Origin of the sequence: Paenibacillus sp. GYB003, assembly GCF_036577625.1 — a bacterium.
Classification (GTDB): domain Bacteria; phylum Bacillota; class Bacilli; order Paenibacillales; family NBRC-103111; genus Paenibacillus_AB.
Genome location: NZ_JARBDC010000032.1, coordinates 122869 through 138901, shown reverse-complemented (window position 1 = coordinate 138901; position 16033 = coordinate 122869). Strand labels below are relative to the sequence as shown.

Below are 16033 nucleotides of genomic sequence, written 5' to 3'. Positions count from 1 at the left end.
CCCAATAACGCTATGACGATCCGTTAATTCGTCAGGAGTGCGAAATCGGGCCGGATAAGGTTGTCTGGGTTCGTTAGCGCTCGCGGTCGCAGGACAGAAACTTTACGTAGGGCCCGATGCCTGATGCCCGATGCCCGACGTCCGACGCCCGACGCTCGATGCCGGACGCCCGACACACGATGCCCTACGCCCGATGCCCTACGCCCGATGCCCTACGCCCGATGCCCAACGCCCGATGCCCGACGTGACGCTCGATGCTCCATTGGCGCATCCACGTCACCGGCTTGCTTCGGCGTCCGCCCCGACGAGCCTTCGGGGCGAAACCCCGATCGCGCCGCCGCCGCCGCTCTCGCGGCCTTCGTCCGCATTCGACCGGCGAGCGTACCATTCCGCCGTATCGGCCGCCACCCGCGCAACGCGCCCGCGCAGCCCGGGCGGCTCCGTCAGCTCGCCGTGCGCGCCGAGCGCCAGCGCGAGCCGGCACGCTTCCTCCTCCGTCTGAAAACGGACGCGGCATTCGATCCATCCTTCCGCGTCCTCGCTTTTCCGCTCCAGCACGGTGGCATATTTCCACATCCGCACAAAATATTCGTATTCCGGATCGACGCGAAGCGTGGCCTCGAAGCGCGGCAAACGCGCGACAAACCGTTCCGTCGACGCCTCCCAATAATCGGACAGCCGAAAGTTCGCCGGACGAACCGCCCTCTCCTCCGTCGGCTCGCAGCGGACGATGCGCGATATGCGATACGTTCGCGGCTCCCCGTCGTCGACGGAGCCGATCAAATACCATACGGTTCCTTTCATAACCAGCCCCAGCGGCGCGACGAGCCGTTCGGCCGGAGCGTCGCCGCCTTTTTCGTACGCGATGAGAACTTTGTTCTCCTGCAAAATCGCCTCGAGCAGCGCCGGCAGCGCGTCGACCTTTTCCTCCGACTCTTTCCAGCCGTTCGAATCGAGATAAATGCGCTCGCGGACGAACTCGGCGGTACGCCGGCCGACGCCGGGCAGCGCGGCGAGCAGCTTGATGATCGCCCCTTCGGACGCTCTGCGCCAGCCCAAGTCGCCGAGCGCCTTATCCGGGGCGGCAAGAAACAGCGATGCGATTTCCGCCTCGTGCAGCCCGGTCAAATCGGTGCGGTAGTCGTCCATCAGCCTCCATCCGCCGCCCGTTCCCCGGTCCGCGGCAACCGGCACGCCCGCGGCGCTTAGCGCCTCCATGTCGCGGTGAATCGTCCGTTCGGACACTTCCAGCCGCTCGGCCAGCTCGGCCGCCGTCAATTTCCCGTACGTTTGCAGCAAAAGCAAAATGGACAACAACCGGTCCGCCCGCATCGGATCATCACCTTTCGATTCAAGTAACGGTTACGCGTTTTCCGCTATCGCACTTTTCACTATATTGAATATGACAAATGGTGTCAACAATGACCGTGTATACTGAATGCGTCGGATTCGAACGCAATCAAGACCGGCGCGAAACGGCTCCGCACTAACGATATTGGAGGAGGAAAGCTCGATGAACAAGGGCAAGCCGCTGGCGGGAAAAGTTGCCGTCGTGACCGGGGCGACGCGCGGAGGCGGGAGAGGAATCGCCGTCATGCTCGGCGAGGCGGGGGCGACCGTGTACGTCACGGGCCGCAGCGTCAAAGGAAGTCCGGCGACCGAAGGACGGCCGGAGACGATCGAAGAAACGGCGGAAATGGTCGACCGCGCAGGCGGCGTCGGCATCGCCGTCCGGACGGATCATACGGTAGAGGAGGAGGTAAAGGCGCTGTTCGAGCGCGTCGATCGGGAGCAGGACGGCCGGCTCGATATTCTCGTTAACGACGTATGGGGCGGCGATTCGCTGACGCAGTGGGAGACGCCGTTTTGGGAGCATTCGCTGGAAAACGGTCTGCTCATGCAGCGCCGGGCCGTTCATTCGCACATGATCACGAGCCGTTACGGGGTTCCGCTCATGGTCCGCCGCGGCCAAGGGCTCGTCATCGAAGTGACCGACGGCTCCGATTACCGGTACAGAGGGTCGTTGTACTACAGCCTCGCGAAAATATCCGCGATCCATCTGGCCGAGGCGATGGCCGCCGATTTAAAACCGTACGGCGTTACGGCGCTTGCGCTGACGCCGGGTTTTTTGCGCTCCGAGGCGGTGCTCGACATATTCGGCGTCTCCGAGAGCAATTGGCGGGACGCGGTCGCCAAGGACGTTCATTTCGCGCAGTCGGAGACGCCGTATTATATCGGCAAAGCGGTCGTCGCGCTGGCATGCGACCCGAACGTCCGGGAAAAGTCCGGCAAAGCGTTCATGTCGGGAGATTTGGCGGAGGAATACGGGTTTTACGATACGGACGGCTCGCGGCCGAACTGGAACGCGTATTACAAAAAGACGTTCGAGCAAGCGTAACCCGTCCCCGACCGCCCGTCGCACCATGTCGGCGCATCGGGCAACCGGTCGTGCCTTTGCGAGAATAGAAGCCGCGGAGTCGTCAGGCGCTTGGGTGTAGCCGCAATGCGCATCCGGCGCCGGCTGTGCCCGTTGGATATGCCGGAAACATAGCGCATCCGGCACCGGCTATATCTGGAATATACGTCGAGCACCACGCGCACCGCAGAAAAACCGCCGGAGCGGATATCCCGGCCTCCGGCGGCGATCTTATCGTTACTGCGCTTCCGCCGTCGGCCCGGGTTCCGTCCGGATGCCCCACCGGCGAAGCGTCCGGCCGATCAGCAGCCGGATTTTGTCGTCCATCACGTTGCGGATGTCCGAGCTTCCCTTGAAGGAAATGACCAGCGTCCCGTCCAGCTGCCGCAAATAGCGCACGAACGCGTCGCCGATCGCTTCGCGGGTTTCCTCGTGGCGGTCGCCGATCGCCGACAGCGCCATCAAAGCGTAAGAAACGTACTGGAAGCGCAAATCGCGCTCGTCGGACAAAAATTCTTTGTTCCGGTCGGCGAACGTAAACCGTTCCCCCGCCCCGAGCAGCCGCAGCAGCTCCGGCACCGACTCCTTGTCCGCCAGCCTGCCGAGCAAGTAGACGGCCGCATACCCGCGCGCCTGATTGTACTTCAAGCTGGTCGACGGCACGAACGGGTCGCGCTCCTGCACCATCGCTCTCAGCACGGGGGCCGCCTCCGGGCAGCCTAGCAGCCCGAGCGCCATGGCGCTGTGCTTGCGCAAATGGTCCGGCTCGCCCGGCGCGATCCATCGCAGCAGATGGGGGCGGATCGCGTCGCCCATCCGGCCGGCCGACCAGATGGCCACGCCCGGCTTGTCGCCGGCAAGCCCGTCCCGGATGTCCCGGACGTTGTCGAGCCAGCGGATCGGTCCGCTTTCCGTCTCCCCCTGGGCGACCCGATGCTCGAAATAGACTTCGTCGCGGGGCGACAGGCAGCCCGTTTCGCGAAGCAGCGGCGCCAGCTCGGCATACGGCACGTCCTTCAGCGGAATACGTTTCGTTACGGCGAGGAAGGCGGCATAGGCGGCGGCTTCCCCGCATTTTTGCATATCCCGCTTCATCCGGACGCACGACGCCATGTCGTGATCGACCGCCAGGCAGCGCCCCGCCGCCAGCAGGCCGCCGTACCCTTTCGGAATGAGCGCGCCGAGCGGAATCGGGACGGTGAACTTCAGCCCCCACAAGCTGGCCGCCACCGTCCAGTCCCGCTGCAGGCCGCTTTCGAAGGCGACGTCCTTGCTGTGGTTGTCCAAATTCGAGTACGCCATAAAGAGCGGTTCGCGCGAATAGTTTTCCTGCAAAAACGATTCGAGCGTCACGTTCTCTTCGCCGACGATAAACCGGCTTTCGCGAACGCCGAGCTGCGGGGCGATCCGCATATACCGGCTTTCTTCGTCGTACCGGTCCTTCAGATGCGTGGAAAGCAGAGCGGATTCGACGACGGCCGCCGACAGGCTGTCCGGATTTTCCGGAAAGACGTACCCGGAATCGGTATAATAGGCGCGGACGCGATCCGGACCCAGGGCGAACAAGGCGTTGGAGAACGGCTGCGCCTGACCGTCGAAGTCGCGGCCGCCGCGCAGCTCGCAGCCGGCCAGCCGGCACACGTCCGCATTGCCCGTACCATCGATGACGACGCCGCTGCTTACCGCATAGCGGCCGCGTTCCGCGGAAAAGCAGTCCAGGCCGGTTACGGTTTGGCCCTCGAGCCTTACGCCGAGTACGGTCGTTTCGTAACGGATGTCCGCTCCGGCTTCGGCCGCCTCCAGCTCGAACACGTACTGCTTGCCTTCGGCGTTGACGCCGGCGGAAGGGGTGAATACGGTTCGCTCCGTCGCCTTCGCTTTGGCGTCGATCGACTCGGCCATGCCGCCGCGGGTGCCGAAATAATAACCGACGACTCCGCCGGCCGTCCCGGCGCCGCCCATGCTCGTATGCCGGTCGAGGCCGAGCACCCGCAGTCCTTTCCTCGCCGCCGCGATGGCGGCTATGGCGCCGGCCGTCCCCAATCCGACGACGATGACGTCGTACGCTTCCCGCGCTTCGTTGCTACTTTGTGGTTGCATCGCGCATGCGCACCGCCTTTCGGTTCATATAATCGTATCCGGCATCGAGCGCGTTCAACGGATTTGAAAGCGCTTCCGAAGGGAGCCAGCTCCAACCGTCGCCTTGCTCGAAGGGCCCCTGCGGAACGTCCGATTCGAATTCCCCGGCTATGGCCGCGATCGTCCAAAGCTTCCATGGCGCCGGCCGGGCTTCCCAGTACGCATACAGCCGCCTTCTCGCTTGTCCCGGTCCTTCGTCGGGCGCGATCTCCATTCGCAAAATCGCTTCGGAAGGGAACCTTCCCCGGCTCGCCGACATCGTATCGTCGATCGGTTCCGGCAGCGGGGCGTTCCGGATGTCCGGGTGATGCAAATACGCGCGCATCCATTTGCGCTTCGACGCCGCCAAGCTTCCCGGCGTGGTCAAACGCCGCGTGGACGTATCCAGGATCGTGTCCGCGACGACCGTATGGCTCCCGGAAGCGTCGTGAAGCATAACCTCGAATCGGCCGTCGCGCCGGGAAACGTCGACCAGCTCGGTCAAAAACCGCACCCGGATCGAGTAGCGCTTGACGAGCAAGCAAAGCAGGGGGTGCAGCGCCGCGAGATGGGCGGGACCGTACTCCTCCATCAAATTGCGCCCGAGCAGCTCCTCCCGGAACCGCAGGCCGAACTCCGTCGCCGGCGGCTTCCATCCGGCGCCCGGATTGAACGCCTCGATAAATTCCCGCCCGGGCAGAGCGGTCCGTTCGACGACGATCACGTCCCGGTTCGCCTCGAGCGCGGCCTTCGCCGCGCCGATCCCGGCAAACGAGGCGCCGCAAACGAGCAACGAGCATGTGGATCGATTCAACTTTCAAACGACCTCCTTCGTACGGCTGCATTCGATGTTTCGGGCGAGCTACGCTTTCCGGTATTCCCGCGGCGGCATCCCCGTATGGTTCGCGAAGACGCGGGCAAAGTAAAGCGGATCCTGAAAGCCGACCTGCCGGGCGACCTCCGATACCGACATAGGACTTGCCTGCAAAAGCTGCTTCGCCTTGTCCAGCCGGATTTTCGTAATGTACTGGGTCGGCGTGCAGCCGGCGACTTTTTTGAACATGACGGAAAAATAGCTCGTCGACAGCGCCGCCACCTCCGCCAGCTGCTCCCGCTCGAGCGGCTCGGCGTAATGGTTTTTGATGTAATCCATGCTTTTGGCGATCGCCCGGCGGACCAAGTCGCCTTCGCTGCGCTCCATATTCAGCTTGCGAACCTCGTCGACGGCGCCCAGAAACAGCAGTCGCGCCTGCCATTCGTAATCCCCGTCCTTTTGCTGCCACAGCTCGTACAGCCGCTTCATCCGGCCGGCGAAGCTTTCGATATCGGCGACCTGCGTGACGATCGGCAGAGGAAGGCTGTTCTCCTGCGGATCGAGACAGACGACGGAGCCGCCGTCCCATTCGATCAGCTTGTAGTCGTAATGGACGGAATAAAACTGCATCGGCCGCTCCGACGTATACGTCAGCTCGCACCTGCTGCGGAACGGAAAATAAAACACGGAACCGACGGTCAGCGGATGGCGCGCGCCGTCGACGGTCACGGCGCCGGCCCCGTCCGTCACGAACATGAAATTTCGCAGCGACGTCCTTTCGTACGCGACCGACCGGTGCGTCCGGCCTTGGGTTTGCCAAAACATGCGGTCGCGCCGCAGCACCCCGATGACCCGCGGATGAAATCTCGAGAAGAAGGCATTGTCCATCCGAAACGTCTCCTCCTGTTCCGTAACGCTATTATAGCCGCACCGCAGAGCGGTTAGGAATGGAATAATGAACTCGATATATGGATTTATGTTCGACGAAGGCGGTCCGAAACATTTTTCCATGTATTCATTTTTTTCTCCATTTACTCTTGATACCGCTTTCATAATAATAAATGTTGCCGAAAGGCAAGGGGTTTCCCGGGAAGGACGTTTGTCGGCGAAAACAATCATCCAAGACGGTTCGGCGGTCCGGCTCCCGGCGGGCGGTATTGATACAAGGGGGGATGTACCGATGAATAACGGTAACGGAAAACGAATGCGGGCGGCCGCATGGACGGTCGCCGCCGTATGCGCGGCGCTGCTGCCCGCATGCGCCGGAAGCGGCGCCGCGCCGAATTCGGCGGACGGGCAGCCGGACAAAGCCGGGCCAGCCGCGCCGGTCGAGCTGACGATATTTTCGATCGTCGCCTCGATTACCCAGGACGAATTTCAGCGGACGATCGAAGCGCCCGTACGGGCCAAATATCCGAATTACAAGCTGAACTATTTTGTTTCGGGCCCCCAGGCGAAGCTCGACCAAATGGTCATGACCGGAAACGCCCCGGATATCGTCATTACGTCGATCGGCGGATTGTTCAACTCGGTCATGCCGTACCGGCTGCAGTACGATATAACGGACCTGGTGAAGAAGCATAAATTCGACTTGACGCGGATCGAGCCTTCGACGATCGATTCGGCGAAAGCCGCTTCCGGCGGCGGCGCCTTGTACGGCCTGCCGAAATATACGAGCACGGTCGTGCTGTTTTACAACAAGGACATTTTCGACAAGTTCGGGACCGCTTATCCGAAAAACGGCATGACCTGGGACGAAACGGTGAAGCTGGCGACGCAAATGACCCGGACGGTCGACGGAGTCCAATACCGCGGCATGGCGCTGTTCTCCTCCAACATGATCGGAGACAACCAGCTTTCGCTCGGGCCGCTCGACGCGAGCAGCGACAAAGCCGCCGTAAACAGCGCGGATTACCAGAAGCTGTTTCGGACGTACAAAGCGTTTTACGACATCGTCGGCAACAAGCCTGCGGGCGCTTTCAACGGGGACAACGAGCTGAACTCGTTTTACAAGGATAAAAACATCGCGATGGTCATCGCGCCGATTTCCGGCTACGGCCGCTTCGAGAACGACAAGGAGCTCAACTGGGACATGGTCGCCGCTCCGACGTTCGCCGACAAGCCCGGCATCGGCTTCCAGGCGAATACGATCTACTACTTCATCAGCGACGCGAACAAAAAGGCGGAGCAGGCGTTTCTCGCCGTGTCGGAGCTGCTGTCGGACGAGGTTCAGCTGAAAAGCAACAAGGAAGGCCGCGCGACCGTGCTGACGAACGAAACGATACGCGCCACCCTGGGGGAAGAGAGCAAGTTCAAGGACAAAAACTTCAAAGCGCTGTTTTACAACAAGTTCGCCGCGGCGCCCGCCCCGAACGTGAAACTGGCTCCGCTCGTCAACGCCGCGTCGATTTTGGACAAAGAATTCGGGGCGATGATAAGCGGCGGAACCGACGTCAACACGATGCTGAGGCAGGCCGAGGAAAAAATCAACAAGGCGATCGAGGAAGCGAAAAGCAAGTAAGAAACGAAACGTAAAAGCACGAAACGCCCGCGAGCGGATACTCGCGGGCGTCTTGCTTATCTTAACGAGCCGCTTCGCCGCCGTCGTCGATGCGGAATTTGCCGATCTCCGCGAACAAGCTTGCGGCGAGCCCGTGCATCGCCTCGGCCTGCTCGGCGATGCGCCGGACCGATTCGTTCTGCTCCGCCGACGATACGTTCACTTCCTGCGTCCCGGCGGCCGATTGCTCCGCGATCGCGGCCATATGCGAAAGCGCGTCGATCAGGACGGCGCCGTTCCCGTCGGCTTGCTTCACCTTCGCATGGATTTGGTCGGCTTGCCCGTGCAGCCCGGCGACCGCCCGTTCGATCGAACGGAACGCCTCCAGCGTATGCCGCACCTTCGACGACCCCGTGCGGGACGCTTCGCCGGCCGCCGCCATCGCCTCCGTCACTTTCGCCAGCTGCGCCCCGAGCGAGTCGACCAGCTCGCCGATCGACTGCGCCGACGATTTGGACTGGTCGGACAGCAGGCGAACCTCGTCCGCGATGACGAGAAAGCCCCGCCCGTGGACGCCCGCCCGGGCCGCCTCGATCGAGGCGTTGAGCGCAAGCACGTTCGTCTGGTTGGCGATTTCGGTCAACGTTCGGACGATTTGGCCGATCCGCTCGGAGCCGCGGGCGAACGCGCCGACCGCCGCTTCGGCCCCGCTCAGCATCGCCTCGGCGCGGGCGCTCGCCGCTTCCAGCTCCGCTACCGTCTCCGCGCCCCGCTTCGCCTGCGCGTCCGCCTCCTCGCCGAGCCGTTTCATCGCGTCCGCCGAACGGGCGATGTCCCGCACCTCGGCGCCGAGCTTCCCGACGAGCGACGCGCTCTTCTCCGCGAAGGCGGCCTGCTCGTTCGCGCCTTCGGCGATTTCGCCAAGCGCCTTCAGCACGCCGGCGTTCGCGGCCGCGGTCGTCCGGGCGAACGACGTGAAGGACGCCGAGCGCTCGTTCAGCGCCGTGCCGATGTCGCGCAGCCGGACGAGCATGGCGGCGACGCTGCCGATCATCGCGTCGAAGCCGCGTCCGAGCCGGCCGAACTCGTCGTTCGCCGCGGAGTCGATCCGGTGGCGCAGGTCGCCGGCGCCGATCCGCTCCATCGTCTGCCGCATCCGCCGAATCGGGTTCGTGAAGGAGCGGACGAGGACGAACGAGACAAATACCGTAATGACGAGCACGAGCGCGGCAGCGGCGAGCAGGACGGTCGCGGCTCCGGTCATTTTGGCGTTCGTCGCTTGTACGGCGGCTTCGGCTTCGCGCGAATAATCGACGTAAAAGCGGTCGACCAGCCCGAAAATGGCGTCCCGCTGCGCCTGCGTTTCCGTATAGAGCGATTCCGTATTTTTTTGAATGTCGACCGCCGTCAGCGACCGGTTCCGGATGACCGCGACCGCCCGGTCGAACAGGTCGAGAAATTCCGTTTCGGCCATAATCATTTGACTGCGCCACAGCCGCTGCTCGTCCGACGCCGCCGTATCGCCGATCAGGCGAACCGCCTCCTGAAACGCGGGCCGCATTTCCGTAAATTTGGCCGCATACGCCTCGTCGCGCGATATCATCAGCCCGGACGATATCTCTTTCATTTCCTGGACGAGCACCTTCAGCTCGAGCGCCTTCAGCTGCATGTCGACTTTGGCGTTTTGCCGCTGCAGCTGCTCCTTCATGCCGCGCACCTGCTGCAGGTTGAACAGCGCGGCCGCGGCGATCAAGACGGATACGACGGCAAAGCCGAGCACCAGCTTCGTTTTCCACATGAGCGTCATCGTTTTGCGTAGCATAAGCGTCCCCCCTGTAGGCGGGGCCGACGGCGGTCCGTCGGCTCCGCTCCCCTGTCTTTTTACCTATTCGATAGGAAGTATAGCCCGGCTGTATTAACGATGACGGCTTCTTTTGTTAGGCAAATGTAAAATGTCGGACGGCTCCGGCGCCGCGAAAAAATTTACATCCCGTTAACGTTTCGAGTGTTTTGCTTTAACAATTGGTTGGTACGATATCGCTTGTAAACGATAGGTAACGATAAACGGAAAAAGGGAGGACATGCACAACATGTTTAAAGTCATGTCGAAAAAAATGTTTTCATTTGCAATGGTAGGTCTATTATCGGTGGGGGTCCTGGCAGGCTGCGGTACAAAAGACAATACTACGAACGCAGGCGGCGCGACGCCGCAAACGACGGACAAACCGGCGACGGCGGAATTGACCGGAACGGTTTCGGCTTCCGGCTCGACGGCGCTCCAGCCGCTCGTCGCAAAGGCGGCGCAGGACTTCATGGCCAAAAACCCGAAGGTGACCGTCAACGTCACGGGCGGCGGCTCCGGTACGGGCGTGAAAAACGTGGCCGACGGCGTTTCCGACATCGGCAACTCCGACGTCGAAGCCGATCCGCAGTACAAGGATATTCTGAAAGACAACATCGTCGTAATCGCGCCTTTCGCGCTGATCGTCAACAAAGCGAGCGTGGGCATCGACAACTTGACGAAGGCGCAAGCGGCCGACATTTTCATGGGCAAAATTACGAACTGGAAAGACGTGGGCGGCAAAGATTTGAAAATCACGGTCGTTCACCGTCCGGACAGCTCCGGCTCCCGCAAGCTCGTGAAGCAAATCGTGCTCGACAACAAAGACTTTACGAAAGAAGGCGTCACGCAGGACACGAGCAAAACGGTCGCGGAAGCGGTCGGCACGACGGAAGGCGCGATCGGCTACGTCGACGTGCCTTACATCAAAGGCAACGACAAAATCAAGGCGTTGAAGCTGGACGGCAACGAATATTCGGCCGACAATATCAAGAACGGCAAATACCCGCTGTACGGCATCGAGCATATGTATACGAAGAAGGACAAAGAAAGTCCGGCCGTCAAGGCGTTCCTGGAATTCATCATGAGCAAGGAATTTCTCGGCAAGCCGGAAGTGGCCGACCTCGGATTTTTGCCGGCGGACTTGATCAAAAAATAAAACAGCGTTTCTCGCAAGACGGCGTCCCGATCGGGCGTCGTCTTTTTGACGTTAAAGGACAAAGCCTGCTATACGCTCAGTGTTCGCTCCGAATAAAAATTTATGCGGTCATGGCGCCGGGTTGATCGTTTTCCCAAGGCGGCCGGCGGCAAAATGGTGTGGTAGAAGTCAGAAAGTTCCACTACAATGGAATGTAAACGGAAACATTTCTGCAGAAAAAGGAGCGGTATCGATGGCGAAGCGCAAATCGTTCCTGCCGGGCCGCAACATGTCGGTCCGTCTCTCCCTTTATCTGTTTATCCTGAACGGCCTGACGCTGCTCGTCGGCACCTGGATCAGCTACCAGTTCAGCAGCGGCGTCATTCGCAAAAACACCGACTACTACGCGAAGCATTACGTCGATTCGCTGAACAGCGAGCTGAACTTTTATATCCGCGATATCGATTTGATGACGCTATCGCTCTTTTACATGAACGACCGGTTGTTCGCCGGCCTGGACGACAACATCGCGAAGCTCGAGCTGCGGAACTTTTTCGACGGGTTCCGGAACAGCCGGGACTATATTTCCGATATTTTTCTCGTTTCCCCGGCCGAAGAAGTCGCGGGCTCGACGTCCGTGGCGGCTGGCGACCTGCTCGGCTCCGAGCTGTACAAAACCATTCGCGACAGCGACGGAGAGCTCGTATTCGCCCCGATCGGCAAGGCGTCGTTCGTGCAAAACGAATATACGGCGGAGAAAGAGGTGCTGTTCGTCGGCCGCAAAATCAAATCGCCGCAAACGAACGCCACCGTGGGCATCGTCATCGTTACGCTGGCGGCGGACCGGCTGACGCCGATTTTGGCGAGGCCGGAGAAACGGTACGAGGAGCAGCTCCTTTTGCTCGACCGGAAAGGAAGGCTGCTATACCGGGAGAACGGGCTGGAGCTTCCGGACAAATTGCGGAAGCTGGTCGATTCTTCCGGATACGGACGAAGCTCGGCGCAAGAGAGCGGGTATTTGCTCGTCTCCGGCAACGAAGAGATGCAGCGCGCGGTCACCGTCATCGCGCTCATTCCGGAGAAGGCGCTGCTGCGGGACGCGGCGGTGTTCCGCAACGTGCTGCTTTCGCTCAATGCGGTGCTGCTGCTGATCGGGATGGCGTTGGCCGCGATGCTCGCCTACCGGTTTTTGCGGCCGGTCGTCCAGCTGTCGTACTTCCTGCGCGATGTCGGCAGCCGCAAGCTCGTTCCGTACGAAGCGGCGGGGATGAAGGACGAGATCGGCTTCCTGATCGCCAGCTACAACCGGATGATCCGGCGGCTGAAGCAGCTGTTCCGGCGCATCGAGCTGGAGCGGGAGAAACAGCGCAAAGCCGAGGTGCTGGCGCTGCAAGCCCAGATCAATCCGCATTTCATCTACAATACGCTGAACAATGTGCGCTGGCTCGCCCGCGCCGGACGGAACGACACCGTGTTCGACGCGCTGACCTCGCTCGGCGTCATTCTCGTCAGCTCGTTCCGCTTCGACCAGCCGGTCGTCTCGATCCGGGAGGAGCTGAAGCATTTGCAGGCGTATTTGGACATTCAGGCGACGATGCACCCGGGCAAGTTCGAGGTCGGCTACGATTTCCCGGACGGGCTGGAAGCCGAGCCGATCGTTCGGATGAGTCTGCAGCCGATCGTGGAAAACGCGATCATGCACGGCATTTTGCCGAAGACGGGCGCGGGCCGCATCCGGTTGAGCGGTAAAAGGGAAGGAGGGTTCGTTTACGTGCAGGTCGCGGACGACGGCATCGGGGCCGCTTCGGCCGGCGGGAGGCCGTCCGCGAAAGGAAATCGGCGGGAGCATGTCGGGATGCTGAACGTCGACAGGCGAATCAAGCTTTATTTCGGCGACGAATACGGGCTTCGCTGGACGAGCGAGCCCGGGGCGGGCACGACGGTTACGCTCAAGCTGCCGGTCATGGACCTTATCCGCGAGAAGCGGATCATATAGGAGGGAGCTCTCATGAATGTCATTATCGTGGACGATGAACCGATCGTACGTTACGGGATCCGGCATTCCGCCGATTGGGCCGAGCTCGGCTTCGGCCGCGTGGAGGAGGCGGCGAACGGGCGCGAGGCGCTGGACCGCTGGGACGAATGGGACCCGGACCTGATCGTGACCGATATTAAAATGCCGCTGCTCGACGGGATCGGCCTCATTCGCGAGGCGAAGTCGAGAAAGCCGTCCTGCCGCTGCATCGTGCTGAGCTGCGCCGACGAGTTCGAATACGTCAGGGAGGCGCTGCTGCTCGGGGCCTCCGACTATTTGCTGAAAATGACGATGCGTCCCGAAGAGCTGACGGCGGCCATCCGCAAAATCATAGGCGGCTTGAAATCGGGCGCGGAATCGCGGGCGGGCGCCGACAACCGCCGGCTGACCGCGACGTTTTTCCAGGACGTGCTGTCGTTCCAATATTCGGGCGGCAGCATCCGCGACATGGCCAAGCTTCACCGTCTCCGCTGCCCGCTGGAGCGGTATGCCGTAATCGCCGTGCAGCAGAAGACGGCCGATCCCGATCTGGCCGAACGGCTGTCGGAGGCGGCGGAAGCGGACGGGGGCTTCGCGGCGGGGTTCGACACGTTCGTCGGGCCGGATCAAGACGAGTGCACGCTCGTCGCGGAAGCCGGCGCGGACGAGTCCAGGACGGCGTTCGTCGCGCGCCTGGACCGCGCTCTCGGCCGCTTGGCCGCGCGTATGGCCGAACGCGGCGGGAACGAGCTTCGATTCGGCGCAAGCCCGGTACAGGACGATGCGGGCCGTCTCGCGGAGTCGTTCCGCGAAGCGGGGGAGGCCGTTCGCCGCCATAGCTACGGCGCGGCGGCGGGGCCGGTCATTTGGCACGATCCGCTGTCCGGAATGCCCATGCAGCGCGAAGACGAGACGGTGCTCGCCCGTTTCGGCAACGAGCTGCGGCTCGCGCTGACCGAGGCGCTCCTGTACGGAACGGAAGAGGACGCGTCCCGGATCATCGACGATCGCTTCGCGCAGCTGGAGGAGAAGTCGTGTTCGCTTCGCGCGGCCAAGCAATGCATCGACCGCGCCGCGGCCATCGTAAACGTGGCCGTGCTGGAGCTGTCCGGCCTGGAGCCGGGCTGCGGCTACGCTTCGCTCGAAACGTTCGACGAAGCGCCGTTCCGCCCGTATTGGAGCTTCCCGCAGACGGCGGAACGGTTCAAGGCGTATTTCCGCTACTTGTCCGCGATGCGGGCCGGCCGACGCAAAGACGAGGGCTGCCGAAGCGTCGTACGGGAAATCGAGCAATTTTTGAAAAACCACTATTGCGACAAAATTACGCTGGAAGAGACGGCCAAACATTTTCATCTGAACAAAAATTATCTCTCCGAACTGTTCAAAGACGAGACGGGGCAAACCTTCACCCGTTATGTCAACACCCTCCGCATCCAAAAAGCGAAACAGCTGATCCTTCATACGACCGATACGGTATCCGACATATCCGAAAAAAGCGGGTTCGGCGATTTCCGTTATTTCAGCAAAGTATTCCGCGCCTATACGGGGTTGAGTCCGACCGAATTCAAGATGAAAACGGCCCCGAATCCGTAACCGATTCCGAAAATGGTCCACATCGTTCCGAATATTGTGCACGCGGGCGTCTTTCGCGGCAAGCACGGCGAAAATAATCTGAATATTGTGCAAAATATTGCGAACGGAAGTCATGGGCCGCCGCCGCCCTCCGTTATACAATTCCGGTAGCAACACTATTATCCATTATCGAAGAGGGTGGGAAATGCTTCGAACAGGCTCCGTCGGGATCGGAATCGGAATCGTGCTGCTCGTCTTGCTGGCCGGCTGCGCCGCCGCGATCGATCGCGGACCGAACGGGCGGGAGGCCGAAAGGCAAGCGGAATCGGACATTCGCGGCGAAATCGTGTTTTGGTGCTGGGAGCAGTCGATGAATGCGATTTTGCCGCAGCTTGACGCCTTTCGCGCAAAGTACCCGGACGTGACGGTACGCACCGTCATGCTTACGCATGACGACGCTTACAAAAAGCTGCTGCTGGCCAATGCCTCCAACGAAGGGGCGCCCGATGTGGCCGCGCTGTCCGGCTACTACGTCGATCAATATATCGAGGCCGGCGCGCTCGAAGACATCACCGATTGGGTGAAGCCGTATCGCGGAAAAGTCGTCGAATCGAAATGGCCCGACGCCGTAAAGGACGGCCGCTATTACGCGATGCCGTGGGATTCCGCCCCGGTCGGCGTGTTTTACCGGCGCGACGTCTTCGCCCGGGCCGGCCTGCCGTCGGAGCCCGACGCGGTGTCGGAGCTGATCGCCACCTGGGACGATTACGAGCGGATCGGGCGCGTCATCAAGGAACGGACCGGAGTGCCGATGCACGCGCTGTCGATGACGACCGGAGTCGGCGTCGCCCGGCTGTTCGAATTCATGCTCGCCCAGCAGGGCGGCTTGTACGTCGACGTGGACGGCCGATTGACGATCGATCGCCCGGAAACGGTTCAGGCGATTCGCCGCATCGTCAAGCTGAAAGAAGCGGGAATTACGCTCGATGCGGAAGACGCGACCCGGGCGTGGGCGAACGCGCTTAAAAACGGCGGAGTCGCGACTGTCATTCAAGGCGTCTGGATGGGCGGAAGAATCAAACAGTCCGCACCCGACACGTCCGGGCACTGGGGGGTGGCCATGCTTCCGGCGGCGACCGAAGGCGGGATCCGTTCGGCCGAAGCGGGCGGATCGTACCTGGGCATTCCGCGGCAGGCGAAAAACAAACAAGCCGCGAAAGCGTTCATCGAGTTTATGATCGGCAATACGGACACGATCAACCGGATTTACCGGACAAGCGATATTTTCCCTTCGCTGCAGGACGCTTACGACCACCCGATGTACGACGAGCCGCAGCCGTTTTTCGGCGGCCAGCGCACCCGCCGCCTGTTCGTCGAGCTTGTGAAGGCGGCGCCTCCCGTTTATTTCTCGCACGATTACCGGGCGCTCAGCACGATTGCGAACCTGGAGCTGTACAAAACATTAAACGGCAAGCAGACGCCGGAAGAAGCGACGGAACGGATGGTCCGCGCGATGAGCGGCGTCTTGAAGCGGCATTGACGGCGCCCCGCGAGGGCGCCGCCGCAATCGGCCGGAAAGAGGAGGAGGGACGAATTGTCGCAAAGCTTTGTCGCCGAGAAG

11 protein-coding genes are annotated in these 16033 nt (G+C 61.5%); 6 read left to right on the top strand and 5 right to left on the bottom strand.

All coding sequences use genetic code 11. From position 1 onward, the window contains the following. Positions 1-276: 276 nt before the first annotated feature. On the bottom strand, positions 277-1314 hold the full coding sequence (locus tag PV407_RS11490; RefSeq protein WP_332090057.1) for a helix-turn-helix transcriptional regulator: 1038 nt from the start codon (positions 1312-1314) through the stop codon (positions 277-279). A 199-nt stretch (positions 1315-1513) separates the two neighbouring features. On the opposite strand from PV407_RS11490, the gene PV407_RS11485 reads away from it, so the two are divergent. Continuing rightward, positions 1514-2398: an SDR family oxidoreductase gene (locus tag PV407_RS11485; protein WP_332090056.1), complete on the top strand. Its 885-nt coding sequence runs from the start codon at positions 1514-1516 to the stop codon at positions 2396-2398. Positions 2399-2653: 255 nt separating this feature from the next. Here the strand turns inward: PV407_RS11485 and PV407_RS11480 are convergent, their stop codons facing one another. Genes PV407_RS11480 through PV407_RS11470 form a run of 3 tightly spaced genes read right to left on the bottom strand, consistent with a single transcriptional unit; the run spans position 2654 to position 6236 of the window. Then, a complete protein-coding gene (locus PV407_RS11480; protein WP_332090055.1) occupies positions 2654-4516 on the bottom strand; it encodes an FAD-dependent oxidoreductase in 1863 nt (620 codons plus the stop codon). Continuing rightward, positions 4500-5348, bottom strand: coding sequence for a hypothetical protein (locus PV407_RS11475; protein WP_332090054.1), 849 nt, complete (start codon positions 5346-5348; stop codon positions 4500-4502). The genes PV407_RS11480 and PV407_RS11475 overlap by 17 nt, the downstream gene beginning before the upstream one ends. Positions 5349-5396: 48 nt before the next feature. Next, a complete protein-coding gene (locus PV407_RS11470) occupies positions 5397-6236 on the bottom strand; it encodes an AraC family transcriptional regulator (RefSeq protein WP_332090053.1) in 840 nt (279 codons plus the stop codon). Positions 6237-6528: 292 nt separating this feature from the next. Between PV407_RS11470 and PV407_RS11465 the strand changes: the two genes are divergently transcribed. Then, complete coding sequence (locus PV407_RS11465) at positions 6529-7869, top strand: ABC transporter substrate-binding protein (protein WP_332090052.1); 1341 nt, start codon at positions 6529-6531, stop codon at positions 7867-7869. Positions 7870-7930: 61 nt separating this feature from the next. Here PV407_RS11465 and PV407_RS11460 read toward each other — a convergent pair whose 3' ends face one another. Continuing rightward, on the bottom strand, positions 7931-9670 hold the full coding sequence (locus PV407_RS11460) for a methyl-accepting chemotaxis protein (protein WP_332090051.1): 1740 nt from the start codon (positions 9668-9670) through the stop codon (positions 7931-7933). Between the two features lie 268 nt (positions 9671-9938). On the opposite strand from PV407_RS11460, the gene PV407_RS11455 reads away from it, so the two are divergent. The 4 genes from PV407_RS11455 (at position 9939) to PV407_RS11440 (ending at position 15952) form a co-directional block, all read left to right on the top strand. Beyond that, positions 9939-10847, top strand: a complete 909-nt coding sequence (locus tag PV407_RS11455; protein WP_332090050.1) for a phosphate ABC transporter substrate-binding protein — start codon at positions 9939-9941, stop codon at positions 10845-10847. Between the two features lie 232 nt (positions 10848-11079). After that, positions 11080-12822: a cache domain-containing sensor histidine kinase gene (locus tag PV407_RS11450; RefSeq protein ID WP_332090049.1), complete on the top strand. Its 1743-nt coding sequence runs from the start codon at positions 11080-11082 to the stop codon at positions 12820-12822. Between the two features lie 12 nt (positions 12823-12834). Then, positions 12835-14433 carry a response regulator gene (locus tag PV407_RS11445; protein WP_332090048.1) on the top strand — a complete coding sequence of 533 codons (1599 nt, stop codon included), beginning with the start codon at positions 12835-12837 and terminating at the stop codon, positions 14431-14433. A gap of 184 nt (positions 14434-14617) precedes the next feature. Further along, positions 14618-15952: an ABC transporter substrate-binding protein gene (locus PV407_RS11440; protein WP_332090047.1), complete on the top strand. Its 1335-nt coding sequence runs from the start codon at positions 14618-14620 to the stop codon at positions 15950-15952. Positions 15953-16033: the final 81 nt, after the last annotated feature.